At 69.3% G+C, this 24,648-nt stretch carries 18 protein-coding genes; 7 read left to right on the top strand and 11 right to left on the bottom strand.

Annotated features, from left to right (window positions below; translation table 11 throughout):
- From MYA_RS18010 to MYA_RS18000, 3 genes are all read right to left on the bottom strand, one after another.
- A complete protein-coding gene (locus tag MYA_RS18010; RefSeq protein WP_011881383.1) occupies window positions 1-1,842 on the bottom strand; it encodes an Hsp70 family protein in 1,842 nt (613 codons plus the stop codon).
- Window positions 1,839-2,441, bottom strand: coding sequence for a DUF2760 domain-containing protein (locus tag MYA_RS18005; RefSeq protein WP_041494072.1), 603 nt, complete (start codon window positions 2,439-2,441; stop codon window positions 1,839-1,841). Before MYA_RS18005 ends, MYA_RS18010 begins: the two co-directional genes overlap by 4 nt.
- Before the next feature lie 868 nt (window positions 2,442-3,309).
- Complete coding sequence (locus MYA_RS18000; protein ID WP_011881381.1) at window positions 3,310-3,657, bottom strand: DUF4148 domain-containing protein; 348 nt, start codon at window positions 3,655-3,657, stop codon at window positions 3,310-3,312.
- Between the two features lie 226 nt (window positions 3,658-3,883).
- Between MYA_RS18000 and MYA_RS17995 the strand changes: the two genes are divergently transcribed.
- The 3 genes from MYA_RS17995 to MYA_RS17985 all read left to right on the top strand — a co-directional run bounded on the left by MYA_RS17995 (window position 3,884) and on the right by MYA_RS17985 (window position 7,135).
- Window positions 3,884-4,828, top strand: a complete 945-nt coding sequence (locus MYA_RS17995) for a LysR family transcriptional regulator (protein ID WP_014724475.1) — start codon at window positions 3,884-3,886, stop codon at window positions 4,826-4,828.
- A gap of 93 nt (window positions 4,829-4,921) precedes the next feature.
- On the top strand, window positions 4,922-6,052 hold the full coding sequence (locus MYA_RS17990) for a DSD1 family PLP-dependent enzyme (protein WP_014724474.1): 1,131 nt from the start codon (window positions 4,922-4,924) through the stop codon (window positions 6,050-6,052).
- Window positions 6,053-6,163: 111 nt separating this feature from the next.
- Complete coding sequence (locus MYA_RS17985) at window positions 6,164-7,135, top strand: ornithine cyclodeaminase family protein (RefSeq protein WP_041494071.1); 972 nt, start codon at window positions 6,164-6,166, stop codon at window positions 7,133-7,135.
- 263 nt (window positions 7,136-7,398) lie between these two features.
- On the opposite strand, the gene MYA_RS17980 is transcribed toward MYA_RS17985, so the two are convergent.
- Window positions 7,399-8,016, bottom strand: a complete 618-nt coding sequence (locus MYA_RS17980) for a glutathione S-transferase family protein (RefSeq protein ID WP_034194895.1) — start codon at window positions 8,014-8,016, stop codon at window positions 7,399-7,401.
- Between the two features lie 101 nt (window positions 8,017-8,117).
- Window positions 8,118-8,486 (bottom strand): YciI family protein, encoded by a 369-nt coding sequence (locus tag MYA_RS17975; RefSeq protein ID WP_014724471.1) that lies wholly within the window; start codon window positions 8,484-8,486, stop codon window positions 8,118-8,120.
- A gap of 82 nt (window positions 8,487-8,568) precedes the next feature.
- On the opposite strand from MYA_RS17975, the gene MYA_RS17970 reads away from it, so the two are divergent.
- A complete protein-coding gene (locus MYA_RS17970; protein WP_041494070.1) occupies window positions 8,569-9,036 on the top strand; it encodes a MarR family winged helix-turn-helix transcriptional regulator in 468 nt (155 codons plus the stop codon).
- A gap of 95 nt (window positions 9,037-9,131) precedes the next feature.
- On the opposite strand, the gene MYA_RS17965 is transcribed toward MYA_RS17970, so the two are convergent.
- A complete protein-coding gene (locus MYA_RS17965; RefSeq protein ID WP_011881374.1) occupies window positions 9,132-10,343 on the bottom strand; it encodes an MFS transporter in 1,212 nt (403 codons plus the stop codon).
- A gap of 70 nt (window positions 10,344-10,413) precedes the next feature.
- Here MYA_RS17965 and MYA_RS17960 point away from each other — a divergent pair, with 70 nt between their 5' ends.
- Window positions 10,414-11,448, top strand: a complete 1,035-nt coding sequence (locus MYA_RS17960) for an AraC family transcriptional regulator (protein ID WP_014724468.1) — start codon at window positions 10,414-10,416, stop codon at window positions 11,446-11,448.
- A gap of 89 nt (window positions 11,449-11,537) precedes the next feature.
- Here MYA_RS17960 and MYA_RS17955 read toward each other — a convergent pair whose 3' ends face one another.
- Window positions 11,538-13,448: a DUF3857 domain-containing transglutaminase family protein gene (locus tag MYA_RS17955; RefSeq protein WP_011881372.1), complete on the bottom strand. Its 1,911-nt coding sequence runs from the start codon at window positions 13,446-13,448 to the stop codon at window positions 11,538-11,540.
- A gap of 427 nt (window positions 13,449-13,875) precedes the next feature.
- Between MYA_RS17955 and MYA_RS17950 the strand changes: the two genes are divergently transcribed.
- Window positions 13,876-14,739, top strand: coding sequence for a crotonase/enoyl-CoA hydratase family protein (locus tag MYA_RS17950; RefSeq protein ID WP_011881371.1), 864 nt, complete (start codon window positions 13,876-13,878; stop codon window positions 14,737-14,739).
- 54 nt (window positions 14,740-14,793) lie between these two features.
- On the opposite strand, the gene pdeR is transcribed toward MYA_RS17950, so the two are convergent.
- From pdeR to MYA_RS17930, 4 genes are all read right to left on the bottom strand, one after another.
- Entirely contained in the window at window positions 14,794-16,797 is a 2,004-nt protein-coding gene (gene pdeR, locus MYA_RS17945) for a cyclic di-GMP phosphodiesterase (protein WP_041494069.1), read from the bottom strand.
- 671 nt (window positions 16,798-17,468) lie between these two features.
- Window positions 17,469-21,113 carry a hydantoinase B/oxoprolinase family protein gene (locus MYA_RS17940; protein WP_014724464.1) on the bottom strand — a complete coding sequence of 1,215 codons (3,645 nt, stop codon included), beginning with the start codon at window positions 21,111-21,113 and terminating at the stop codon, window positions 17,469-17,471.
- 118 nt (window positions 21,114-21,231) lie between these two features.
- A complete protein-coding gene (locus MYA_RS17935) occupies window positions 21,232-22,539 on the bottom strand; it encodes an MFS transporter (protein WP_014724462.1) in 1,308 nt (435 codons plus the stop codon).
- Between the two features lie 70 nt (window positions 22,540-22,609).
- Window positions 22,610-23,383, bottom strand: a complete 774-nt coding sequence (locus MYA_RS17930; RefSeq protein WP_014724461.1) for a putative hydro-lyase — start codon at window positions 23,381-23,383, stop codon at window positions 22,610-22,612.
- A gap of 205 nt (window positions 23,384-23,588) precedes the next feature.
- Between MYA_RS17930 and MYA_RS17925 the strand changes: the two genes are divergently transcribed.
- A complete protein-coding gene (locus MYA_RS17925; protein WP_014724460.1) occupies window positions 23,589-24,521 on the top strand; it encodes a LysR family transcriptional regulator in 933 nt (310 codons plus the stop codon).
- The last annotated feature ends 127 nt before the right edge of the window (window positions 24,522-24,648 follow it).

The following is a 24,648-nucleotide window of genomic DNA, read 5'->3' as shown; positions in this document are numbered from 1 at the left end:
TCAGGCGGCGCCGCGCACGTCGAACTCGACCTTCCAGCGCTCGCTCGTGCCGCTCGGGATCGCCTCGAGCTCGAGCGTGCCGGCTTCGGTCACGCGCGCATGCAGCTTGACCGGCACGATCTCGCCGACGGTGCGTCCGTCGGCGGGCAGCGTCGCCTGGATTTCCTCGAGCTCCTGCAATTCATCCGGCGACCAGTAGTCGAGCAGCGTGCCGACCTGATCCTGGCGGCGCACCGACGACCCGAAGAAGCGGAACTGCACCGGCTCGCCGACGACGAGGCCGAACTCCTGCGGCGGCAGCGCCGCATCGGTGCCCTCCTCCATTCCGAACGGCGCGACGCACAGCGCCTGCACCGGCGGCTCGAGCCCCGGCACCGCGGGCATCGCCGATTCGATCGCGACGTAGTACGCACGCGCCGTGCCGCCGCGGATGCGCACGCCGCGGCCGCGCTTCACGTAGCCGTAGTAGGCCGCGCCGCGCGCGACGGCGAGATCGAGGTCCGCGCCTTCGAGCAGGCGGGCGGCCGGCGCGCCTTCCGCGGCGAGCCAGCCGTTCAGCGTATCGAGCACGCGCTGCGTGAGCAGCGCCGACTTGAACACGCCGCCGTTGAACAGCACCGCGGTCGGATGCAGGAACGTCGCGCCCGCCGGCAGCGTGCGCGCCACGCCGTCGAGCGCGTCGAGCGCCGCGACCTGACGGCCGAGGAACGCCGCCAGATGGCGCGTGATGCCCGCGTCCTGCGCATACGGCAAGCCGAGCTGCGTGAGGCCGACGCGCGCGCGGCTCACCGGCCGCGCCGCCGCATCGACCTGCGGGAAGAAGCCTTCGAGGATCGTCTGCGTGAGTTCCGCGCGCGTCAGTTCGGTGCGGATCGACCCGCCGATCAGCTTCGAGCCGCGGCTCGGCACGACGAGCGGCACCGCATCCGTCGTCGGGTCGGACAGCAGCGTTTCCTTCGCCGAGCGGCACGCGTAGGTCAGCGCGCGCAGCTGCCACGGATCGGCCTGCGTGCCGTTCTGCGCGAGCTTGCGCGCGACCACGTGCGCGAGCGCGAGGTCCATGTTGTCGCCGCCGAGCAGGATGTGCTCGCCCACCGCGACGCGATGCAGTTCGAGATTGCCGTCGCGTTCGACCACCGCGATCAGCGACAGGTCGGTCGTGCCGCCGCCGACGTCCACGCACAGGATCAGATCGCCGACCTGCACCTGCTTGCGCCAGCCGCCTTCGCTCTTCTGGATCCAGCTGTAGAGCGCCGCCTGCGGCTCCTCGAGCAGCGTCATCCGCGCGTAGCCGGCCGCGCGCGCGGCCTCGGCCGTCAGCTCGCGCGCGGCCGGGTCGAACGACGCGGGGATCGTGACCGTCACGTCCTGATCGGCGAACGGCGCGTCCGGATGCGCGTGGTCCCACGCTTCGCGCAGATGCGTGAGGTAGCGCGTCGAGCTTTCCAGCGGCGACACGCGCGCGACTTCGGGCGGCGCATCGCTCGGCAGGATCGCCGCGCGGCGATCGACGCCGGGGTGGCACAGCCAGCTCTTCGCGCTCGACACCAGCCGAATCGGCGTGCCGGCGCCGCGCGTGCGCGCCATCTCGCCGACCGCGAAATTGCGCGACGCCGTCCACGGCAGCGTCAGGTCGCCCTGCGTGAGCTCGCTCTCGTGCGGCAGATACAGAAACGACGGCAGCAGGTCGCGCGACTCCAGTGCGCCGGGCGCGGTCAGCTGGGCGATCGGCAGCACCTGCTGCACGATTTTCTCGCCGTCGCTCGCGGCGCTGTCGACGTAGGACAGCGCGCAGTGGGTCGTGCCGAGATCGATACCGATCGAATAGCGCGGATCGCTCACAGTTCCACCTCCGCCGGTGCGATCACCGATGCGTCGTGGCTGCCCGTCAGCTTCGGCAGGCGCACGTCGGCCACGCGCCAGCCGCGATGGCTGACGGTGCCCGTGAACGGCGCGGCGCCGACCACGTTGCCGGTCACGCGCACGGCCATCGCGTCGAAGCCGGCCGGCAGCGTCACGCGCGTGCCTTCCGCTTCGTCGCGTACCGGCACGATCGTGAAGTGTTCGCGCAGCGCGGCGCGGCAACCGTCGTGCACGAGGCGCGCGGCCGCGCCGATGTCGGCGTCCGCATAGCCGGCGATGTCTTCCTCGACGAAATCGATGAAACGCGCATCGCGCTGCAGCAGGCCGAGCAGTTGAAGCGCGGCTTGCGGGCTCGCTTCGCGCAGTTCGGGCGCGGGCGCCTTGGCCGGTGCGGGAGCAGGTGCGGGTGCGGGCGCCGCGGCCGGTGCCGGCGCAACCGGTGCCGGTGCGATCGGTGCCGCGGCGCCGTCGCGCACGCGCAGCACGCCGGCCGCGAACTCGCGGTTGCCGAGCACGGAGAAGAACGTGCCGACGGCCAGCGACAGCCGGCCGAAGAAGGACAGGTTGGATTCGGGCATGGGGTGTGGACTCCTGTGGGCTCGCGACGCGGCGAGCAGCTTGCCTGAGCGCCCGGCAGCGGCATGCGCGAAACGCACGCCGCCCGGCCCGGCGCGTAGTTCGGGCGCGCCCTCTCGGGTGCGGAAAACCCGTATTTTGCCCTGTGGCGGGCGAATCGGGCAGAAGTCCGGGGGACGGGACACGGGCGCGACGGCTTTCGCGGCGTGCAGGAATGCGTCGGATGGCCTGCTGCAGGACGTCGGCCGCGATAGCGCGGGGGGCCGTGCCGGGCCGGAGTGGCGGTTCGCTGGCGGTTGGGATCGGCGTGCGAATGCGTTCGTGGCATGCACGCGCGAGTGCGTGTGATGGCGCAGACGCGGCATTGCGGCGACGGCGTCGGTCGTCGTCGAAACCGGCGCCGTCGCGGCCGGTCACTCGCGTGACATCGGCAGCAGAAGATACGCGTGTCGTCGTTGTGCGTATTGCCGACGGGCTGCCCATCTGTCGATGCGACGCGCGGGTGCAACCGCGATCGTTGCAGGCCGGCTGCGATTACGCATCCTTCGAACGCGCTTGCCCCAAGCGTTCGTCGGCTCGATGGCGACGGCGACGCCGAAGCCGAAGCAAGAGAAACGCGAACGACATGACGCGTCGCCTCGCGTTGGGTCCAACCGACCGCGAGCGCGAACCGGCAACCGCGACGGCTCGACAAAACCCGCGTGATTCAATGCGCCGAGCGCGACCATCGATCCCGGCCGCGCAGCGCACCCACGCCCGCCCAACCGATACAAAAACAGCCCGCGATTGCGCTGATCGCAATCGCGGGCCGTCCGGTTCGACGCGGGAGCGCTACGGCCTCCCGCTCGAACCTCGCGTCACTCGTGCTGCTTAGTGACCGCGGTACAGCGACTTCATCTCGTCATTCGCGCGCGGCGCGACGACCTTCGCCGGCTTGCCGGCCGCTGCGGCGCCTTGCGCGTTGTTGCCCACACCGCTGTTGTCGACACCTTGTGCGCGAGCCAGCGCATGTTGCTGATCGACGCGGGCTTGTGCGGCCTGGATGTCGTCCGGATAGTGCGGGTCTTCGCCGACCGCCGGGTTATAACCGGCCTTCTCCAGTTCGATCAGCTCGGCGCGCACTTGCGCACGGGTGAGCGGTGCGGTGTTCTGAGCGAAAACGGCGACCGGAGCGGCAAGGGCAGCAGCAACGACAACGGCTTGAATAAGGTTCTTCATGATACGTACCTCCGACTGTGTCTGGTTGTGTGGCTTCGAACACCTCGTTCGTTGCCAATGACTAAAGTTTAGGCACGTGCGCCCTCGAGAGTTATCGGGCTGCGTGGAAGTGATTGTTGCTGGCCGCGGATGGAATCCGGCGTCACAACCGCTGCGCAGCGATGGATTCCGCGCGCCAAGTGCGGTTTAATCGATGCCCGGCCACGCCAGCATCAACGGACATTTCATGCTCGACCTCGAAGATCTTCGGCTCGTTCGCGCGATCGGCGCGTCACGCTCGCTGGCGTCTGCCGCGCGCCTGCTCGACCTCACGCCGCCCGCGGTCACGCTGCGCCTGCAGCGGATGGAGGCGCGGCTCGAGGTCCGGCTCGCGGTGCGGCAGTCGAAAGGCATCGCGCTGACCGACGAAGGGCAGCGGCTGTACCAGGAAGCCGTCGCGATCCTCGAGCGCGTCGAAGCGTTGCCGCTCAGCCTCTCCGGCGATCACGGCGACGTGCAAGGCACGCTGCGCGTCGTCGCGCCGTTCGGCTTCGGGCGCAAGTACGTCGCGCGCATCGTGCGCGACGTGCAGCGTGCGCATCCGAAGCTCGAGATCTCGCTGCATCTGTCGGAGAGCCCGTTGACGAGCGCGTCGGGCGCCGATGTGGTGATCCACGTCGGCAGCCTGAAATCGTCGTCGTGGATCGGCTATCCGCTCGCACCCAACGAACGCTTCCTGTGCGCAAGCCCCGGTTACGCACGCCGCATCGGCGCACTGAGCCATCCGTCCGACCTCGCCCGCTACGACTGCCTGTGCCTGCGCGAGAACGACGAAGACATCGTCCGCTGGCGCTTCTCGCAAGCCGGCGACGGCGAAGGCGACGCCAGGCGCTCGGCCGTGATCCGCGTGACGGGCGCGCTGTCGTCGAACGACGGCACCGTGATCACCGACTGGGCGCTCGCGGGGCTCGGCATCGTCGAACGCTCCGAATGGGACGTCGCGCCGCTGCTGGCGAGCGGCAAGCTGGTCAGGCTGCTGCCCGACTGGCATCTGCCGCCCGCGCCGGTGACCGCGCTGCTGCCGTCGCGCACGGGCCGTTCCGCGCGACAACGGGTGTTCCTCGAAGCGGCCACGCAATTTCTCGCGCCGCCGCCGTGGCGCGCGAAGGTGCCGCCGCCCGCCCCTCATTAAATTGGTGTTAATGACCGATTTCCGCCGCGTTAAACCCGCGGCGAGTCGAACGCCGTAGAGTGTGTGCGTCGCCAACCATCGAGGCAACGCATCATGGGCATCCCCACCGTCACCACCCCCGCCGCACTGATCGACGTCGATCGGATGCACGCCAACATCGCGCGCTTGCACGCGCATCTGGACGCATTCGGCGTCGCGTTCCGGCCGCACGTGAAGACGACCAAGTGCCAACAGGTCGTGGACGCGCAGATCGCGGCCGGCGCGCGCGGCATCACGGTGTCGACGCTGAAGGAGGCCGAGCAGTTCTTCGCGAGCGGCGTGCGCGACATCGTCTATGCGGTCGGGATGATTCCCGCCCGGCTCCCGCAGGCGCTCGCGCTGCGCCGGCGCGGCTGCGACCTGAAGATCGTCGCCGACAGCCTGCACACCGCGCAGGCGATCGCGGCGTTCGGCCGCGAGCATGGCGAGCGCTTCGAAGTCTGGATCGAGATCGACGTCGACGGTCACCGTTCGGGGATCCGCCCCGACGACGACTTGCTGATCGACGTCGGGCGCACGCTCGCCGCTGGCGGCATGACGCTCGGCGGCGTCCTGGCTCACGCCGGCTCGAGCTACGAATACGACACGCACGACGCGCTGGTCGCGATCGCCGAACAGGAGCGCGCGCGCACCGTGCATGCCGCGCAGCGCCTGCGGGCGGCCGGCTTGCCGTGCGACGTCGTCAGCATCGGCTCGACGCCGACCGCGCTGTCCGCGGCGAACCTCGACGGCGTGACGGAAGTCCGCGCGGGCGTGTACGTGATGTTCGACCTCGTGATGCACAACATCGGCGTGTGCGCGCTGTCCGACATCGCGCTGTCGGTGCTGACCACCGTCATCGGCCACCAGGAAGAGAAAGGCTGGGCGATCGTCGACGCGGGCTGGATGGCGATGAGCCGCGATCGCGGCACGCAGCGGCAGGCGCGGGACTTCGGCTACGGTCAGGTGTGCACCGAAGCCGGCGACGCGCTCGACGGCTATCTGATGAGCTCGGCGAATCAGGAGCATGGGATCGTGTCGCGCAGCGGCGCGCCGGATCCGGATATCGCGAGGCGGTTTCCGATCGGCACCCGCTTGCGGATTCTGCCGAACCACGCGTGCGCGACCGGTGCGCAACATCCGGAATACCGTGCGCTGACGCGCGACGGCGCGACGCAGACTTGGCCGCGTTTCTACGGGTGGTAAAAGCGCCGGCCATCGCGGCCGTCGCGATTCAACGTCGAGGCAACCGTTTGTTCAACGACAGTCGCCTCATCGAATTCCAGTTTGCATCATCTTTCCACAGGCTCGCCCGCCATGCCGTCAGACGCCCAGCTCCTGCTTCTCGATCGTGATGCCGTCGGGCCCGCGCTTCAGGCCGAACAGGTGACGGCGGCCGTGCGCGACGCTTTCCTGCTGCACAGTCGGCGCGCCGGGCGCGTCTTCCCGGTGGTGCGCGAAAAGCTCCATACCGGCGGCATATTCGGCATCAAGTCGGGCGACGTCGCACAGCAGGAACTGCTCGGCTTCAAGGCGGCCGGCTTCTGGCCCGGCAACCGAAGCCGCGGCGGCGAGCCGCACCAGGCGACGATCGCGCTGTTCGATCCGGCCACCGGCCGCCCGCTGTGCATCATGGACGGCAATGCGATCACCACCGCGCGCACCGCGGCGGCCGGGGCGCTCGGGCTGCAGACGCTGGCGCGTCCCGACAGCTCGCGCGTCTGCGTATTCGGCACCGGCGTGCAGGCGCGCGCCCAGCTCGACCGGACGCTCGCGCTGCTGCCGCAGCGATGCGCGGTGCAATACGTGAGCGCCGGCGGCGATCCGGACCCGGCGTTCGAGTCGGCATTCAGCGCACGCTGCGACATCCGGGCCGCGCGCGACCGCAACGATGCGGTGGCCGGCAGCGACGTGGTGATCACGGCGACGCCCGGCCGCGGCCCGCTGTTCGACGCCACCGCGGTGCAGCCGGGCACGCATCTGACCTGCGTCGGCGCCGACACCGCCGGCAAGCGCGAGCTTCCCGAACACCTGTTGGCGCGCGCGCGAATCTTCGTCGACGATCACGAGCAGGCGCGCAGCATCGGCGAATGCCAATGGGCGCCCGAGCTGCCGCGCATCGAGATCGGCGACGTGCTCGCGGGCGTCGTCACGGTCGATCGTGCGGCGCACGACATCACCGTGTTCGACATGACGGGCCTCGCGCTACAGGATCTGACCGTCGCGCGCGTCGTCTATCGACAGGCCGTCGAGCACGGCGCAGGCCACCGCGTTCCGTGGCCATGGTGAGCGCCGCCGCGCGCGGCAGGTTGCGTCGCCATGCGGTCATCTCGCGTATGCGCAAGCACGTTTGACTTCGACGATGCGTTGCGGTGCGCGCATGCGGCTCGACACGCGCGCACGAGCCCAACGGATACGACCTTCAGCGCGCACGAGGCAAATTGCGTCGACGACGCACCGCCGATCGACATCGCCCGCTCCGCTCACAACCCGTCGATCCCGAGTCGCGCCTTCGGCAGCCCCAACGAAGCGGCGTGACGGCGCCCGCCCCGTCACGCCGCCTGACGCGCCTGCGCGATCCGTTGCGGCGCCTTCGGGCGCGCATAGAGCCGTTTGAGATACGCCTGCAATTGCGGGAACGTATCGAGCAACTGGCATTCGCCGGCCCAGTCGATCAGATAAGCGGTCACGCAATCGGCCACCGACAGCGCATCGCCGACGATGAACTCGCGGCCTTCGAGATGCCGCTCGAGAATCGCGGCCATCGTCACGAAGTCCTCGCGTGCGAGCGCGATGTCGGCCGGCAGACGCTTTTCCGGCGGATAGAGGAACGTGTGGCGCGCGATGCGCCACAGCGGCTGCTCGAGCTCCGTCACCGCGAACATCACCCATCGGTAAGCGTGCGCACGCAGCGCCGGATCCGTGGGCAGCAGCGCCTTCTGCGGATACTTGTCCGCGAGATACAGCACGATCGCGGCCGATTCGGGAATCACCAGATCGCCGTCCACCAGCACCGGCACCTTGCCGGCCGGATTGAGGCGCAGGAATTCGGGATGCTTGTGCTCGCCCGCCGGCAGGTTGACCGACACGAATTCGAAATCCGCGTCGAGTTCCTTGAGCCCCCAGAGCGCGCGCTGCGAACGCGTGCCGGCAAATCCGTAAAGCTTCATCGCAATGTCTCCGTCCAGATTGTGTGTCATGTCGCGCGGGCCGCGTCGTGTCCGACCACGGCCGGCGTCGGTCGCGCGCAGCGCGTGCCGCGTACCGCCGCTCACATGCCGGGCACCGGCAGAATCGGCATCACCTCGACCGCCTCGCCGGGAAACAGCGTGAAATGCGGATGACCTTCGAACAGCGCGGCCGCTGCGTCGTGCGACGCGGCGCGCACGATCGTGAACGCGCCGAGCGCATTGGCCGTATCGGCGACGCCGCGCGTGTCGATCCTCTTGGTCTTGCCGAGCGGGCCGCCGAGTTCGACGATCGCATCGCGATGCCGGTCGACCCACGCATGCCACGCGGCCATTCCGTCCCGCTCGCGTGCGCGCCGCTCGTCCTCCGACAGCGCGAGCCACGCCTTCATGGGCGCACTGTCCTTGCTGCCGACGAAAACCGCGAGATACAACTGCTGTCGAGCATCCATGCTTCCTCCGTCCGGTGGCGGGCGCGGCAGGCTGCCGCACCTCGCCCTTGACACAATAGGTTGATATCAACACAATTGCAACATGGCCCGCAATAAAGACCTTCCCTTCGAAACGACGTTGATGGTGCGCGATTGCTGCTTGTGCCTGCACATGCAGCGCGCGGCGCGCAATCTCGCGCGCATCTTCGACGATGTGCTGCGTCCGCTGGATCTCACCAACGGCCAGTTTTCGCTATTGATGTCGCTGAACCGGCCGCAGCCGGCGACGATGAAATCGGTGGCGTCGCTGCTCGCGATGGATCGCACCACGCTGACTGCCGCGCTGAAGCCGCTGGAGCGGCGCGGGCTGCTCACGATCGCTCAGGATCCGGACGACGGGCGTAGCCGTCTGCTCGAACTCACGCCGGCCGGCCGCCAGCTGCTCGCCGACGCGTTTCCGCTGTGGCAGCAAGCGCATGCCGACATCGAGAAGTCGTTCGCACCGGAGCAAGTCGACGTGCTGCGCGACCAGTTGCGCATGCTGTCGGAAGACCCGGCGACGCGCGGCTGAGGCGCGCGTCATAGCTGGTTGATGCAGCGGGTTGATGCAGCGGGTCGATGCTTGCCGCAGCCTGGCGGCAGCGGGCCGATCGGCCCGCGTGCACGTCACTCGGCGAGCGCCGCCGCGACGCCGACGCGCTTCGGCACGCCGGCCACGATCGTCGCGACCGCGACGGCCAGCACCGCGGCCGCGCCGACGAACACACCGCCCGCGCCGTTCGCATCGAACACGACGCCGCCGGCCGCCGCGCCCGTTGCAATCGCGAGCTGGATCGCCGCGACGATCAGCCCGCCCGCGCTTTCCGCTTCGTCCGGCACGGTGCGCGTGACCCACGTCGACCACGCGACCGGCACGCCGCCGAACGCCATCCCCCACAACGCGACGAGCACCGCGTCGAGCATCGGCGCGCGGCCGAGCGCGACCAGCGCGATCGCGAGCACGACCATCAGCGCCGGCATGCCGATCAGCATCGGCCGCAGCCGGTGTTCGAGCACGCGGCCGGCGAGCGACGTGCCGACGAAGTTGGCGATCCCGTAGCCGAGCAGGATCGCCGACAAGCCGTTCACGCCGACGCCGGCAACCTGTTCGAGAAACGGCCGCAAATACGTGAAGAACGCGAAATGCCCGGTGAATACGAGGATCGTCGCGAACATCCCGAGGCCGACGGTCGGCCGGCGCAGCACGTCGACGAGCGTGCGCAGGCGCGTCGTGCCGCTCGGCGGCATCGACGGCAGCGTGGCGGCCTGCGATACGAACGCGACGCCGCCGAGTGCGGCCGCGATCAGGAAGACGTTGCGCCAGCCGATCAGGTGCCCGAAGTAACTGCCCATCGGCGCCGACGCGATCGTCGCGACCGCCACGCCGCTGAAGATGATCGACAGCGCGCGCGGCACCATCGCGGTCGGCACGAGCCGCATCGCGGTGGCGGTCGCCATCGTCCAGAAGCCGCCGAGCGCGATGCCGAGCACCACGCGCCCGATCAGCAGCGTCGTCAGGTTCGGCGCGAACGCGACCGCGAGATTCGACGCGACGAGCAGCACCGAGAACACGAGCAGCACGCGGCGCCGGTCGATGGTGCGCGTGAGCGCGGAGATCAGCAGGCTCGTGACCAGCGCGACCGTCGCCGTGGCCGTGACGGCCTGGCCCGCGACGCCCTCGGTCACGCCGAGGCTGTCGGCCATCGGCGTGAGCAGGCTCGCGGGCAGGAATTCCGCGGTCACGAGGCCGAACACGCCGAGCGTCATCGCGAAGACGGCGCCCCATGCGGGTTCGCGGGGAGCCGCCGGGGCGGCGGCAGAGGAGATTCCGGGATTCATGCGTCGTTCCGAGTCGTCTGGGGAAAGTACCGATGTCGACGTATCGTAAGGAACAACGACAGGACGGTCTATGACATACAATCCGTTCTTATTGATCCATCGTCCGGATTTCGCAATGTCCACTCCGTTGCTCCCACCGACGTCCGACCCGCACGACCTCGTCAGCGAACTGCTGCTCGGGATGCGGCTGAGCGGCGTGCAATACCGCCGGATCCAGGTGGCGCGGCCGTTCGGGCTGAGCTTCGGCCATGCGCCGGGGCGCGCGCAGTTCCATTTCGTCGGGCGCGGACCGGTGCTGCTGCGCGACGCGGACGGCACGACGATGCAGCTCGAGGCCGGCGACGCGGTGCTGCTGCCGCACGGCCGCACGCATGCGCTGTTGTCGGACCGCGATGCGCCGTGCCGCGAGATCGGCGGCTTCGAGGCCGCGAAGATCTGCGACACGGTGGCATCGGTCGGCGTCGGGGCGTGCGCGGCGACGGAGCCGGCCGCCGGCGACGCGCTGATCTTCAGCGCGTGCATGGAACTCGATCTGGGCGGCATGCAGCCGCTCGTCGGCACGATGCCGGCGTTCATGCACGTCGGCACGCTGCTCGCCCGCTACCCGGAAATCCGCCCGATGCTCGACGCGATGGAGCGCGAATCCTGCTCGGAACGCGCGGGCTTCGCGGGCATCCTCGCGCGGCTCGCGGACGTGGTCGCCGCGTTCATCGTGCGCGGCTGGGTCGAGTGCGGCTGCGGCGACGCCACCGGATGGGTGCAGGCGCTGCGCGAGCCGAAGCTCGGCCGCGCGATCGTCGCATTGCATCGCGATCCGGGGCGCAACTGGAGCGTCGCGGAACTGGCCGCCGCCGCCGGCGTGTCGCGCTCGGTGTTCGCCGAGCGGTTTCTCGCCGCCACCGGGATGACGCCGGTGCGCTACCTGACCGAGCTGAGGATGCGGCTCGCCGCGCAGTGGATCGCGCGCGACCGCGACACCATCGAGACGGTCGCGTACCGGCTCGGTTACGGATCGCTCGCCGCGTTCAGCCGCGCGTTCAAGCGCGTGGTCGGCCGGCCGCCCGGTGCGGTGCGTGCGGAGGGCGATGCGCGGGCGGAGGTTTAGGGGGAGTGGCTCGGTCGATGCGGCGGGGCTGGGTTTGGTTGCCGCGGCGTTGGTTTCGACCGCGCCTCCCATCACACCGCACTCGACGCTCACCGTTGCCCGACCCGCACGACGATCTGCGCCTGCGTATCGCGTTCGATACGCTCCAGCGAACCGCGCAACGCCGCGAACACTTCAGGTGAACAAACCTGTGTGCCGAACGCCGCCGTCATCCGGCGCGTGACCTGCACGATGCGCGCGACCGGGTCGAACACGTAATGCGACGTGAAGTCGACGAAGCGCCCATGCACGATCGTGTCGGCCGGCAGGTCCGTCAGCGCCGCGCCGGCCGGCAGCGCGATCTGGCCGGTCTCGTCGAACGTGCCGCCGATGCAGGTCCATGGTTGCGTGCGCATCGGTTCGGCGAGCCACCCTTCGATCTGCGTCGCGATGCCGCCCGTGACGCTCGACAACGCCGGCACCGCGGTCGTGCCGTCCGGCCACACGAAATGATCGAGCGTGCCGGCAAACGTCACGTCGAACGGGCCGTCCGTCGCGCGGCGATCGCTCGTCTCGATCTGCGCGCGGCCGCGCAGCCCGGTTTGCCGCAGGCGTTCGTTCGCGAGCTGGCCGATCCGCTCGGCCGGCGCACGGCGAAACAGGTTGCGCTCGAGCTCGGCCGTCCAGCCGTCGTCTTCGACGAATGCGTGGAACGGCGCGGCGCCCGCCTGCGCCGCATCGATCGCGAGCCGCGCGGTGCGGCGCCGCGGCTGCGTGGCCGGCGTGCGCGACAGCACGCCGCTGTCGACCAGCAGCGCCGGCCGGTCCATCACGATCGGCGGCAGGTAGCCGAACGCGATGCCGGCCGTCGTCGTATCGGCGTACAGGCCGAGCTCGGGCAGCCACGTGATCGCATGATTGATCGCGCCGCCGCCGTAACCGGGCACCGACGGCAGCGTGTACACCGCGCCGAGGTTGATCAGCACCGGCTCGCTGCGGATGCCGACCGCCGCGAGCAACGCGCCGAATAGCGCGACGTGGTCCTTGCAGTCGCCGTAGCGGTTGCGCAGGATGTCGGTCACGCGATGCGGCGCGGCGGCCGTCTCGCCGAGAAAGATCGCGACGTAACGCACGTTCGCCTGCACCCAGTCGTACAGGATGCGCGCCTTGTCGCGCGCGCCGTCGGCGTCGGCGGTGAGCGCGCGCGCCAGTTGCACGACGGCCGGATCGTGCGCGCCCGCATCGACGGCCGCGTTGCGATACCGCGCGGCGAACGCCGCGTAGTCCGGCAGCGTCGACACCACGAGCCGGTCGCCGTAAGTTTGATAACCGACCGAGCCGCTCTCGATCCGCTCGTACGGCCCATGCCGATAATCGAACGCGTAGCGCGTGCGGCCGTTCGCGGTCACCGGCGGCAACGCGACGTAGCCGCGCGCGTCCGCGTGCAGCGGCATGTCGGCCGGCACGTCGAAGATCAGCCGCTGATGCTCCACCGGCTCGCGCGACGGTTCGACGTAGTAGCCGAAGTAGCCCGCGTTGACCGGCTTCGTGCGTGACTTGCGGAATGCGATGCGGGTGCGCGAGCCGGCCTCGACGCCGGGAAACACCACCGTGCGCAGCAGCCCGTCCTGAAACGTCGGCGCGCCGGCCGAGCGCGGCTCCTGCACGTCGCGGATGCCGTCGGCGCCGACCGGATGCGCGACGCCGTCGCGATCGATCGTCTCGGCCGCCACCAGTTCGACCTTCTCCAGATTCTTGTCGTACCAGACGTAGCGCTGCGCAATCGCATCGATGCCGCTCGCGTCGTTGGCGCGCAGCGTCGAATCGTCGTCCTCGTCGAGCGAGCCGTCGCGCTGGATCACGAATACGTGGACATCGTCGACGAGCGTGACGGGCGCCGCGTCGCCCGTGTCGGCGGCGGGCACGGGGCGCGCGGCGGTCAGCGCGACGGCGGCGACCGCCGCCCATGCAAAGGCGCGACGCGGCCCGCTGCCGGACCGACGGAAGGGAAATCGCACCACGTCGAAGCTCTCCAACGCGTGGGGGTTCGGGTCAGAAATTCGGCCGGCGTATCGGCGCCGGCTGCAACGAGCGCGAGCCGATGAGGTCGGCTCGCTCGGTTCGCTCAGCCAGTGTGTTCGCCGTACCGCCCAGCGTCAACCCGCCCGGCATTCGCTCGCCCCGCACGAAACCACCCTGCCCGTTGCCGCCGCCGCGCGGCAAGCGCACATGCGCCGCACCATCCCTCCCTCTCCACTCGCGCGATCACATCGCTCGCCGCGTGCGCGGCTCGCGTAAGCGCCCAACTCGTGCGTTGTTCCCCGCATTTCGGCATTTGTGCGCGCGCAACAATGGCGGTGCCTCGCGACCGGCGCCGTCCGGGGGCCTGTTTTTCCGCGACGCCGGCCGCGGCGCTTTCCGAAGAACCACATCTCACGAGGACATACCATGCAACTCCAATCCCATCCGGCGTGCCGTCCGTTCCATGAAGCAGGCGAACTCACGCAATTGACCGCGTTCTACGAAGAAGGCCGCAACGTCATGTGGATGATGCTGCGATCGGAGCCGCGTCCGTGCTTCAACCAGCAGCTCGTCACGGACATCATCCACCTCGCGCGCGTCGCACGCGATTCGGGCCTGCCGTTCGACTTCTGGGTGACGGGCTCGCTCGTCCCCGAGCTGTTCAACGTCGGCGGCGACCTGAGCTTCTTCGTCGACGCGATCCGCAGCGGCAGACGCGATCAGCTGATGGCCTATGCGCGCTCGTGCATCGACGGCGTGTACGAGATCTACACGGGCTTCGGCACCGGCGCGATCTCGATCGCGATGATCGAAGGCAGCGCGCTGGGCGGCGGCTTCGAGGCCGCGCTCGCGCATCACTACATCCTCGCGCAAAAGGGCGTGAAGCTCGGCTTCCCCGAGATCGCGTTCAACCTGTTCCCGGGCATGGGCGGCTATTCGCTCGTCGCGCGCAAGGCGGACCGCGGCCTCGCCGAAACGCTGATCGCGTCGGGCGAGGCGCATGCGGCCGAGTGGTACGAGGATCGCGGGCTCGTCGACGAGACGTTCGACGCGGGCGACGCGTACGTCACGACACGCACCTTCATCGACGTGGTCAAGCCGAAGCTGAACGGCATCCGGGCGATGCTGCGCGCGCGTGAGCGCGTGTTCCAGCTCACGCGTTCCGAGCTGATGGACATCACCGAGCAATGGGTTCACGCGGCGTTCACGATCGAGCCGAAGGACCTCGCCTACATGGAACGCCTGGTGATGCTGCAGAACCGGCGCGTGTCGAAGCTGCGCACGGTGTAACGGAAGCGGAGCGCGCCGCCGCGTCGCGGCGGCGCGCCCGCGATGCGGACACGCTCAGGCGATCAGCCTGAGCTTTCTCGTTTCGGCGAGCCACGCCTCGAAGGCCTGAGCCGGCATCGGCCGCGCATAGTAGAAACCCTGCGCGCGGTCGACATCGATCTGCTTCAGGAACTCGGCCTCCGCGCGCGTCTCGACGCCCTCGGCGACCACCGAGAAGCTCAGCGCCCGCGCGAGCGACACGACCGAGCTCACCAGCGCCTGCGAGCGCGCGTTGCGATCGATGCCGGTGATGAAACTGCGATCGAGCTTGATCGAATCGAGCGGCAGCCGCGACAACTGCGACAGCGACGAATAGCCGGTGCCGAAATCGTCGAGGTGAATCTGCGCGCCGAGCTGGCGGAACTGCTTCATCAGCCCGTGCGCCGCGTTCTCGTCCTCGATGAAGCTGCTCTCGGTCAGCTCGACGTCGACGAGGCTCGGCTTCAGTCCGGCGCTGTCGAGGATCGACGCGAACTGATCGACCACGTTCATGTCCTGCAACTGCCGCGCGGACACGTTCACCGCGATCCGCACGCCGAGCCCCTGCGCCTTCCATGCGGCGGCCTGCGCGGCCGCGGTGCGCATCACCCAGCGCCCGAGCGGCGCGATCAGCCCCGACTCCTCGGCGAAGCGGATGAACTCGACCGGCGCGACGAGCCCGCGATCGGGCGACTGCCAGCGGATCAGCGCCTCGACGCTGCGCACGTCGCCGGTGGCGATGTCGACGACCGGCTGGTAATGCAGCACGAACTGCTCGTCCTCGAGCGCCTTGCGCAGGTTGGTGTCGAGCCACATGTACTTCGCGACCTTCTGGTTCATCTCCAGCGAGAACACGCGGTACGTGTGCTTGCCTTCTTCCTTCGCGACGTACATCGCGGTGTCCGCGCTGCGGATCAGCGTCTCGAGCGAATCGCCGTGCTGCGGATACATCGCGATGCCGATCGAGCAACTCGTGTAGACCTCCACGAGCCCCAGATGGATCGGCGTGCGCAGCCGCTCGAGGATGATCTGTGCGGTCGCCTCGAGCAGCGGCCGCGTGCCGTGCTCGAACAGCACGAGGAATTCGTCGCCGCCGAGCCGCGCCAGCGTCGCGCCCGACGGCAGGCAGCCGCCGATCACGGCCGACACGTCCTGCAGCAGCCGGTCGCCGGTGATGTGCCCGTAGTGGTCGTTGACGCGCTTGAAGTTGTCGAGATCCAGGAACAGGATGCCGACCTGGCCGCGCACGTCGCTGCGATCGGCCGCGAGCGCGATGCGGATGCGCTCGCTGATCGCATGGCGGTTCGGCAGCCCGGTCAGCACGTCGGTATTCGCGAGCTCGGTGAGCCGCTGCTGCGCGTTGCGCTCCTCGGTGATGTCGATGCCCGAGCAGATCAGGTACTGCTCGTCGACGCCGCTGCCGCTCTGCACGAACTTGTTGCGGAACTGGAACAGGCGCGGCCCGTTGACCGTGTTGATGTAGCGCTCGACCGCGAACGGGCGGTTGCTCGCAAAAAAGCCGGTGATGTTGCTGCGCGACTGCTCGCCCTGCTCCTCGCTCATGAACAGCTCGAACGCGCTGCGGCCGATCACGTCGACTTCGCGCTTACCCGTCACTTCCTCGCACAGACGGTTGAAGCGCTGCACCATGCCGTTGCGGTCGAGAATCACGACGAGCGAATTCACTTCGGACACGACCTGCTCGGCGAACGCGAGCCCGTGGGCGAGGTCGGCCGCGACGGACTCGGTATCCGAGTAGGCGGACGCGGTGCCGGCCCAGTTGGCGGTGTCGACCTTGCGGCCGACGAGGTGCAGGCTCACCGGATCGCCGAACAACGCGAGTTCGAGCACGAGGTGCGACGTGACGCCGGTGAGCGCGCGGATGCGCGCGGCCTGCTCGCCGGTCAGCGCGACGGCGACATTGGTACAGCCGCGCTGCGCGGCCAGTTCGAGTGCATTGCTGTCGCTACCGAGGCGCCAGCATGGGCTGCGCGTACCGAGATGCGCTTCGAGCACCGCGCAATCGTTTTCGTCATCCATCGACACGCCCCGATCCAGAAAAAACGCATAGTGTAGACGGAGGCGAGCCATCTGCCATCGGTCGCTGCAGGTGCACCATGCATGCGCGGCGGCGCAGTCGTGACGACAGGGACAGCGGCCCTCGTTCCGTACGTGTTTTCAACCAATGCGACCCGGCATTCGCGCTCGACACGCGCAGGATTATTCAAACGAATGATGTAACCCATCTTATCAAATGACGATGCGGATTGACACTCACATTTGCCGGTGAGTGTCAAGGAATCGCGCAATGATTGACAACGATTTTCCATGAATGCGCGCCGCATCGCGCCCGCGACTTGCGCGGGCGTCGAAGCACGTGGTGGGGGCCGTCGGGAAGCCGCGTCCGGCGGGCTTTGCGGCGCAGCGGACGAGCGCGGCAATCGAGCGGCGGTCACGTGCCCAGCCGGGGTCGGAACGCAATGCGGATTAGCGCTTGAAGCCGTATTTTTATTGCCGTACGCATCAGAATGCATGCGTATTGGCGCATATTAATTCCGGTGCCGTTGCGGCGTTCCATCGGACGAATCGCATCCATATCGGCACGCGGGCGGCCACGCGACGCGCGGTGGAACCGGTACTAATACAGCGAGGCGCCCCGCCCGCGCGGAAAATCGCACGCCGCGCATACGGCCGCGCGGCGCGCGTCATGCCTATTCGCCGTCGGCGAAGCCATAACCGCCGCCGCCCGGCGTTTCGACGACGAACACATCGCCGGCCGCCATCTGCGCGCGGCCGATATGCGCGAGCGTCTCGACGGTGCCGTCGGCGCGCTCGATCGTGTTGCGCCCGAGCGCGCCCGCTTGGCCGCCCGCCGCGCCGAACGGCGCATGGATCCGGTTGTTCGACAGGATCGATGCGGTCATCGGCTCGAGGAAGCGGATCCGCCGCACCGCACCGTCGCCGCCGCGCCAGCGTCCGCGCCCGCCGGAATCGGCGCGCAGCCGGTGCGACTCGAGCCGCACCGGGTAGCGCCATTCGAGCACCTCCGGATCGGTCAGCCGCGAGTTCGTCATGTGGGTCTGCACCGCGCCCACGCCGGCGAAGCCGTCGCCGGCGCCGCTGCCGCCCGCGATGGTCTCGTAGTACTGGTAGCGCGCGTTGCCGAACGTGAAATTGTTCATCGTCCCCTGGCTCGACGCGACGCAGCCGAGCGCGCCGTACAGCGCATTGGTGATCGCCGACGACGTCTCGACGTTGCCCGACACGACGGCCGCCGGATACTCGGGGTTCAGCATCGAGCGCGCCGGCACGATCACGTCGAGCGGCTTCAGGCAGCCGGCGTTCAGCGGAATGTCGTCGCCGACCAGCGTGCGGAACACGTACAGCACCGCGGCCATGCAGACGGCCTTCGGCGCGTTGAAGTTGTTGTCGAGCTGCGCGGACGTGCCGCTGAAGTCGATCCGCGCACTGCGCGCCGCGCGGTCGACGCGGATCGCGACGCGAATCTCCGCGCCGTTGTCGAGCGGATAGCGATAGGCGCCGTCCTGCAGCGCGCCGATCACGCGTCGCACCGCCTCTTCCGCGTTGTCCTGCACGTGCGCCATGAACGCGACCACCACGTCGCGGCCGAACTGCGCGACCATCCGCCGCAGCTCGTCGACGCCCTTCTGGTTCGCCGCGATCTGCGCGCGCAGGTCGGCCATGTTCTGCTCGACGTTGCGCGCCGGATAGCGGCCCGACGCGAGCAGCGCGCGCGTCTCGGCGTCGCGCAGCACGCCCGCCGACACGAGCTGCCAGTTGTCGATCAGCACGCCTTCTTCGTCGATGTGGGTCGAATCGGGCGGCATCGAGCCGGGCGTGGTGCCGCCGATGTCCGCGTGGTGGCCGCGCGAGCCGACGTAGAACAGCGGCGTGTCGGCATCGTCCGCGAACACCGGCGTGATCACCGTGACGTCGGGCAGGTGCGTGCCGCCGTGATACGGATCGTTCAGCATGAACACGTCGCCGTCGCGCATGCGGCCGCGGTTGCGCTCGATCACCGTGCGGATGCTCTCGCCCATCGAGCCCAGATGCACGGGCATGTGCGGCGCGTTCGCGATCAGGTTGCCGGCACCGTCGAAGATCGCGCACGAGAAGTCGAGCCGCTCCTTGATGTTCACCGAATACGCGGTGTTCTGCAGCCGCAGCCCCATCTGCTCGGCGATCGACATGAACAGGTTGTTGAAGATCTCGAGCCGCACCGGATCGGCCTCGGTGCCGAGCGAGCGGCGCACCGGCAGCGGCGTCGTGCGGGTCAGCACGAGGTTGCCCTGCGCGGTCATCTGCGCGCGCCAGCCCGGCTCGACGACCGTCGTGCCGTTGCGCTCGGCGACGATCGCCGGGCCGTCGATCGTGTCGCCGGCGAGCAGCGCATCGCGCACGTAGAGCGCCGCATGGTGCCAGCGGCCGCCCGAATAAAACCGCACGGTGTCGTGCACGGGCACGCTCGCCGCCGCGTCGCGCGGCGCGAGCGGCGCGACGTCGACCGGCGCGTCGGAGCGGCCGATCGCCTCGACCGACGCCAGCTCGGCCACCAGCGGCGTGCCGGGCATCAGGAACGCATAGCGCTGCCGGTACGCGGCCTCGAACGCCTGCTGCATCGCGGCGACGCTGCCGGCCGGCACGTCGAGCGCCGAATCGGTGCCCTGGTAGCGCAGGTGCACGCGCCGCTCGGTGGCGATGCGCTCGGGCGCCACGCCCTGCTCGAGCAGCGCGCCGATCGCGTCGTCGGCGAGGCGGTCGAGCGCCGCGTTCAGCCCCGGCAGCGACGCGTCGGACAACACGGCTTCGATCGCGGCCTCGCGCATCGCGGTCTGGTCGGCGAGCCCCATCCCGTAGGCGGACAACACGCCCGCGAGCGGGTGCGCGAACACCTGCGTCATCCCGAGCGCGTCGGCCACGCCGCACGCGTGCTGGCCGCCCGCGCCGCCGAAGGTCGTCAGCACGTAGCGCGACACGTCGTGGCCGCGCTGCACGGAAATCTTCTTGATCGCGTTCGCCATGCTGCCGATCGCGATCTCCAGGAAGCCTTCGGCGAGCGCCTCGGGCGTCTCGCGCCGGCCGGTTACCGCGTGGATTTCGTCGGCGAGCGCGGCGAACTTCGCGACGACGCCGTCGCGATCGAGCGGCTGGTCCGCGTTCGGGCCGAACACGCGCGGGAAGTGCTCGGGCTGGATCTTGCCGAGCATCACGTTGCAGTCGGTCACCGTCAGCGGGCCGCCGCGCCGGTATGCGGCCGGCCCGGGGTTCGCGCCGGCCGATTCCGGCCCGACGCGCAGCCGCGCGCCGTCGAAGCCGAGCACCGAGCCGCCGCCGGCCGCGACCGTGTGGATGCTCATCATCGGCGCGCGCATCCGCACGCCGGCCACCTGCGTGTCGAACACGCGCTCGAACTCGCCGTGGTAGTGCGATACGTCGGTCGACGTGCCGCCCATGTCGAAGCCGATCACGCGCTCGAAGCCGGCCGCGCGCGCGGCGCGCGCCATCCCGACGATGCCGCCGGCCGGCCCCGACAGGATCGCGTCCTTGCCCTGGAACGCGTCGGCGCGCGTGAGGCCGCCGCTGCTCTGCATGAACTGCAGGTTCACGCCGGGCATCTCGTGCGCGACCTGCTCGACGTAGCGGCGCAGGATCGGCGACAGGTATGCGTCGACCACGGTCGTGTCGCCGCGCGGCACCATCTTCATCAGCGGCGACACCTCGTGCGACACCGACACCTGCGTGAAGCCGATCCGGCGCGCCAGCAGCGCGAGCGCGCGCTCGTGCGCGGTGTGCCGGTAGCCGTGGATCAGCACGATCGCCAGCGCACGCACGCCGGTATCCAACACGCTGCGCAGCGCGGCTTCGGCGCCGTGCAGGTCGAGCGGCACGACGACGTCGCCGTGCGCGCCGATCCGCTCGTCGATCTCGACGACCGTCTCGTACAGCGCGTCGGGCAGCACGATGTCGAGATCGAACAGCCGCGGCCGGTTCTGATACGCGATGCGCAGCACGTCGCGAAAGCCGCGGGTCGTCGCGAGCGCGGTGCGCTCGCCGTTGCGCTCGAGCAGCGCGTTGGTCGCGACCGTGGTGCCCATCTTCACCATCTCGACGCGCTCGGGCGTGATCGGCTCGCCGTCGGCGAGGCCGAGCAGCTGGCGGATGCCGGCCACCGCTGCGTCGCGATACTGCTCGGGGTTTTCCGACAGCAGCTTGTGCGTGACGAGCGTGCCGTCCGGACGGCGCGCGACGATGTCGGTGAACGTGCCGCCGCGGTCGATCCAGAATTGCCAGCGCGCGGCGTCGGAGGAAACGGGGGAAGTGTGTCGGTCGGTCATGGCGTTGAAGTCGATGCGTCGTTGATGCAGGAGGACGAGCGCCGCCGCACGGCGCGCGTCGCGCGCCGCGGGTGGGCTTCGATGAACGGGGGAAGGTGAAGCGGCGGGCGCGGTGCGCTTACGCGGCGTCGAGTTCGCGGCCGCGCGTTTCGGGCAGCGTCAGCGCGGCGACGATCAACACGCCGTACGCGGCGACCGCGAAGATGCCGATGCTCGCGCCGAGCCCGTAGTGCTTCGACAGCGCGCCGATCAGGAACGGAAACAGCGCGCCGACTGCGCGGCCGACGTTGTAGCAGAAGCCCTGCCCCGAGCCGCGCACGCGGGTCGGGAACAGCTCGGTGAGGAACGCGCCCATCCCGGAGAAGATGCCCGACGCGAAGAAGCCGAGCGGAAAGCCGAGCCACAGCATCGACATGTTCGTCAGATGCAGCGCCGGCGACGTGTAGGCGAATGCGATCACCATCGAGCCGAGCGCGAACAGGATGAAGTTCGGCTTGCGGCCGAGACGGTCGGTCAGGTAGGCGCTCGTCAGATAGCCGATCCACGAGCCGACGATGATCGTCGCGAGATAGCCGCCCGTGCCCATCACGGTCAGGTGCCGCTCGGTCTTCAGGAACGTCGGCAGCCACGTCGTGATCGCGTAATAGCCGCCCTGCGCGCCGGTGGTCAGCAGCGCCGCGCGCAGCGTGGTCGACAGCAGCTTCGGCGCGAAGATTTCGGTGAGGCGCGGCGCGTCGGTGGCGCGCTGCGCGGCCTTCTCCTTTTCGTAGACGTCCGGCTCCTTCACGTAGCGGCGGATCACGACCACCAGCAGCGCGGGCGCGAGGCCGACGAGGAACAGCGCGCGCCATGCCTGCTCGGCCGGCAGCACCGAGAACAGCAGCGCATACAGCAGCGCCGCCAGGCCCCAGCCGATCGCCCAGCCCGACTGCACGAGCCCGACCGCCTTGCCGCGGTCGCGCGCGCGGATCACTTCGCCGATCAGCACCGCGCCGGCCGTCCATTCGCCGCCGAAGCCGAAGCCCATCAGCGCGCGCGCCGCGAGCAGCTGCGAGTAGTTCTGCGCGAGCCCGCACAGTGCGGTGAACACCGCGAACCACAGCACGGTCAGCTGCAGCGTGCGCACGCGGCCGATCCGATCCGACAGGATGCCCGCGAGCCAGCCGCCGAGCGCCGATGCGAGCAGCGTCATCGTGCCGATGAAGCCGGCGTCCGCGAGCGAAATGCCCCACGTCGCGACGAGCGTCGGGATCACGAACGACAGCATCTGCGTGTCCATCCCGTCGAGCATGTAGCCGACCTTGCAGCTCCAGAACGCGCGGCGCTCGCGCGGCTGCGCGTGCGCATACCATCCGAACAGGCCGTTGTCGTTGCGTGCGGGGCCCGTCGGATCGGCGGCGGGCGCCGCGAGCGTCTTGCTTTCCATGGTGAAGCTCCTGTCGAAGTGTGCGGTTCGGTCGATGCGCGTCGGGTAAGTCGCGCCGGCGGACGCCGGCTCAGAACACCGCGAGCGACGCGTTCGTCATGTCGGTGATCAGCATGTAGCCGGGCGTATGCGCGATCGCGAGCGGCAGCTTCGCTTCCATCAGCGCGGTTTGCGGCGTCACCCCGCACGCCCAGAACACCGGCAGTTCGTCGTCGCGCACCGTCACCGCGTCGCCGAAATCGGGCGCGCCGAGATCGGCGATGCCCAACGCCTGCGGATGGCCGATATGGATGGGCGCGCCGTGCACGCCGGGAAAGCGGCTCGTGATCTGCACCGCGCGAATCGCGTCGGCGCCGCGCAGCGGGCGCATCGACACGACCAGCTGGCCGCCGAAGATGCCCGCCCGGCGGTTCGGAATCGACGTGCGGTACATCGGCACGTTGCGGCCTTCTTCGATATGGCGCAGCGCGATCCCTTCGCGTGCGAGCATGTCCTCGAACGAGAACGAGCAGCCGATCGCGAACACGACGAAATCGTCGCGCCACAGCGCTTCGAGCGAATCGACGCGCTCGGTCAGCCGGCCGTCGCGGTACACGTTGTAGCTCGGCACGTCGGTGCGCACGTCGAGATCCGCGCCGAGCACGTCGACCCGGAACGCGCCCGGCTCGCCGACACCCAGCAGCGGACACGCCTTCGGATTCGCATGACAGAAGCGCAGGAAATCGTGCGCATGCGCGTTCGGCAGGATGGCGAGGTTCGCCTGCGCGAACGGCCCGCACTGGCCGGCCGTCGGGCCGCGGAACGCGCCGCTGCGTACGGACCGGCGGAATTCTGAAGGGGTCATGTAGGTGCTCTGAAGATCGGTCGGTGGTCGGGATGACGCGCTTGCGTCAGCGGATACGGCGAAGAATAGGAAAGAAAAAATTGGCCGGCCAACGAGTTTTTTTGCTGCCGGTGTATAGAATTCCTTAACGCGTATCGGGGTCTTCCCCGATCCCGTTCAGTTTTCTTCACCGGCAAGCTGCGCGTCCCACGTCCACCGATCGCCCATGAACACGCGCTTTCTCGAAACCTTCGTCACGCTCGCGAAGCTGCGCAGCTTCCGCACCACGGCGGCTGCGCTGCATGCGACGCCGGCCGCGATCTCGCAGCGCGTGAAGGCGCTCGAGGACGAGTTGCAGACGGTGCTCGTCGACCGCGACAGCCGCGAATTCCGCCTCACCGCGCACGGCGAATACCTGCTCGGCTATGCGAAGGCCGTCGTCGCCGCGACGCAGGAGCTGCAGGCTGCCGCGGCCGGCGACAGCGCGTTGCGCGGCAAGCTGCGGCTCGGCGTGATCGAGACGGTCGTGCACAGCTGGCTGCCGCACTACCTGCGCCGGCTCGCCGCCGACTATCCGCAACTGGAGGTCGACCTGACCGTCGACGTCAGCGTCGTGCTGCAGCGCCGGCTGATGGCCGGCGAGCTCGATCTGATCATTCGGGTGGAAGGCAGCGACGAGCCGTCGGTGGTGTGCGACGCGCTCGCGAACTATCCGGTGCGCTGGATCGCCCGCGCGGGGCTGCTGCCGAACACGCGCACGGGCCTCGCGCGGCAGGTGCTGGGTCAGCCGATCCTCACCTACGGGCGCGGGACCGCGCCGCATCGCGCGCTCGAGGACATCGTGCGCACGCTCGCGCACGCGCACGGCGTGCCGCTGTCGGAGACGCGCATCACCGGCTCGCCGTCGATCTCGGTCATCGTGCAGCTGGTGCGCGACGGGTTCGGCGTCGCGGCGATTCCGGTGCTGTTCGTCGATGCGCTGATCGAGCGCGGCGAGGTGGTCGAGCTGCCGCTGCAGCCGTTGCCCCCGTCGATCGTGGTGTCGATGTCACGGCGCGCGGATGCGCCGAAGTTCGTGCACGGCGCGTCGATCGCCGCGCGCGCCGCGTGTCATGAGTATTGCGGGAACAGCAACCGGTTGCTGGTGGAGGCGCTGTGACGCGGTGACGTGATCACACGAAAATGGAAGGCGAGCAATGGCGAAGCGGCCATCTTCATAGTTTTGGCGCACGGAATATACAGACTCTGCGAGCTAGGCGGCACGTATGCTGCGAGTCGTCACACGG

Source organism: Burkholderia sp. KJ006 (assembly GCF_000262695.1).
In the GTDB taxonomy this organism is placed as follows: domain Bacteria; phylum Pseudomonadota; class Gammaproteobacteria; order Burkholderiales; family Burkholderiaceae; genus Burkholderia; species Burkholderia vietnamiensis.
The sequence above is the reverse complement of the archived record's forward strand: the minus strand, read 5'-3'. Positions and strand labels throughout refer to the sequence as shown.

Bases quoted from the DNA above. Each gene is read 5' to 3' on its own strand.
- MYA_RS17925 (WP_014724460.1), top strand. From the start codon at position 23,589: ATGAACACGCGCTTTCTCGAAACCTTCGTCACGCTCGCGAAGCTGCGC.
- MYA_RS17995 (WP_014724475.1), top strand. From the start codon at position 3,884: ATGCTCGACCTCGAAGATCTTCGGCTCGTTCGCGCGATCGGCGCGTCA.
- MYA_RS17930 (WP_014724461.1), bottom strand. From the start codon at position 23,383: ATGACCCCTTCAGAATTCCGCCGGTCCGTACGCAGCGGCGCGTTCCGC.
- MYA_RS17935 (WP_014724462.1), bottom strand. From the start codon at position 22,539: ATGGAAAGCAAGACGCTCGCGGCGCCCGCCGCCGATCCGACGGGCCCC.
- MYA_RS17980 (WP_034194895.1), bottom strand. From the start codon at position 8,016: ATGAAGCTTTACGGATTTGCCGGCACGCGTTCGCAGCGCGCGCTCTGG.
- pdeR (WP_041494069.1), bottom strand. From the start codon at position 16,797: ATGGATGACGAAAACGATTGCGCGGTGCTCGAAGCGCATCTCGGTACG.
- MYA_RS18005 (WP_041494072.1), bottom strand. From the start codon at position 2,441: ATGCCCGAATCCAACCTGTCCTTCTTCGGCCGGCTGTCGCTGGCCGTC.
- MYA_RS17950 (WP_011881371.1), top strand. From the start codon at position 13,876: ATGCAACTCCAATCCCATCCGGCGTGCCGTCCGTTCCATGAAGCAGGC.
- MYA_RS17940 (WP_014724464.1), bottom strand. From the start codon at position 21,113: ATGACCGACCGACACACTTCCCCCGTTTCCTCCGACGCCGCGCGCTGG.
- MYA_RS17975 (WP_014724471.1), bottom strand. From the start codon at position 8,486: ATGGATGCTCGACAGCAGTTGTATCTCGCGGTTTTCGTCGGCAGCAAG.
- MYA_RS18000 (WP_011881381.1), bottom strand. From the start codon at position 3,657: ATGAAGAACCTTATTCAAGCCGTTGTCGTTGCTGCTGCCCTTGCCGCT.
- MYA_RS17965 (WP_011881374.1), bottom strand. From the start codon at position 10,343: ATGAATCCCGGAATCTCCTCTGCCGCCGCCCCGGCGGCTCCCCGCGAA.
- MYA_RS17960 (WP_014724468.1), top strand. From the start codon at position 10,414: ATGACATACAATCCGTTCTTATTGATCCATCGTCCGGATTTCGCAATG.
- MYA_RS17970 (WP_041494070.1), top strand. From the start codon at position 8,569: ATGGCCCGCAATAAAGACCTTCCCTTCGAAACGACGTTGATGGTGCGC.
- MYA_RS17985 (WP_041494071.1), top strand. From the start codon at position 6,164: ATGCCGTCAGACGCCCAGCTCCTGCTTCTCGATCGTGATGCCGTCGGG.
- MYA_RS17990 (WP_014724474.1), top strand. From the start codon at position 4,922: ATGGGCATCCCCACCGTCACCACCCCCGCCGCACTGATCGACGTCGAT.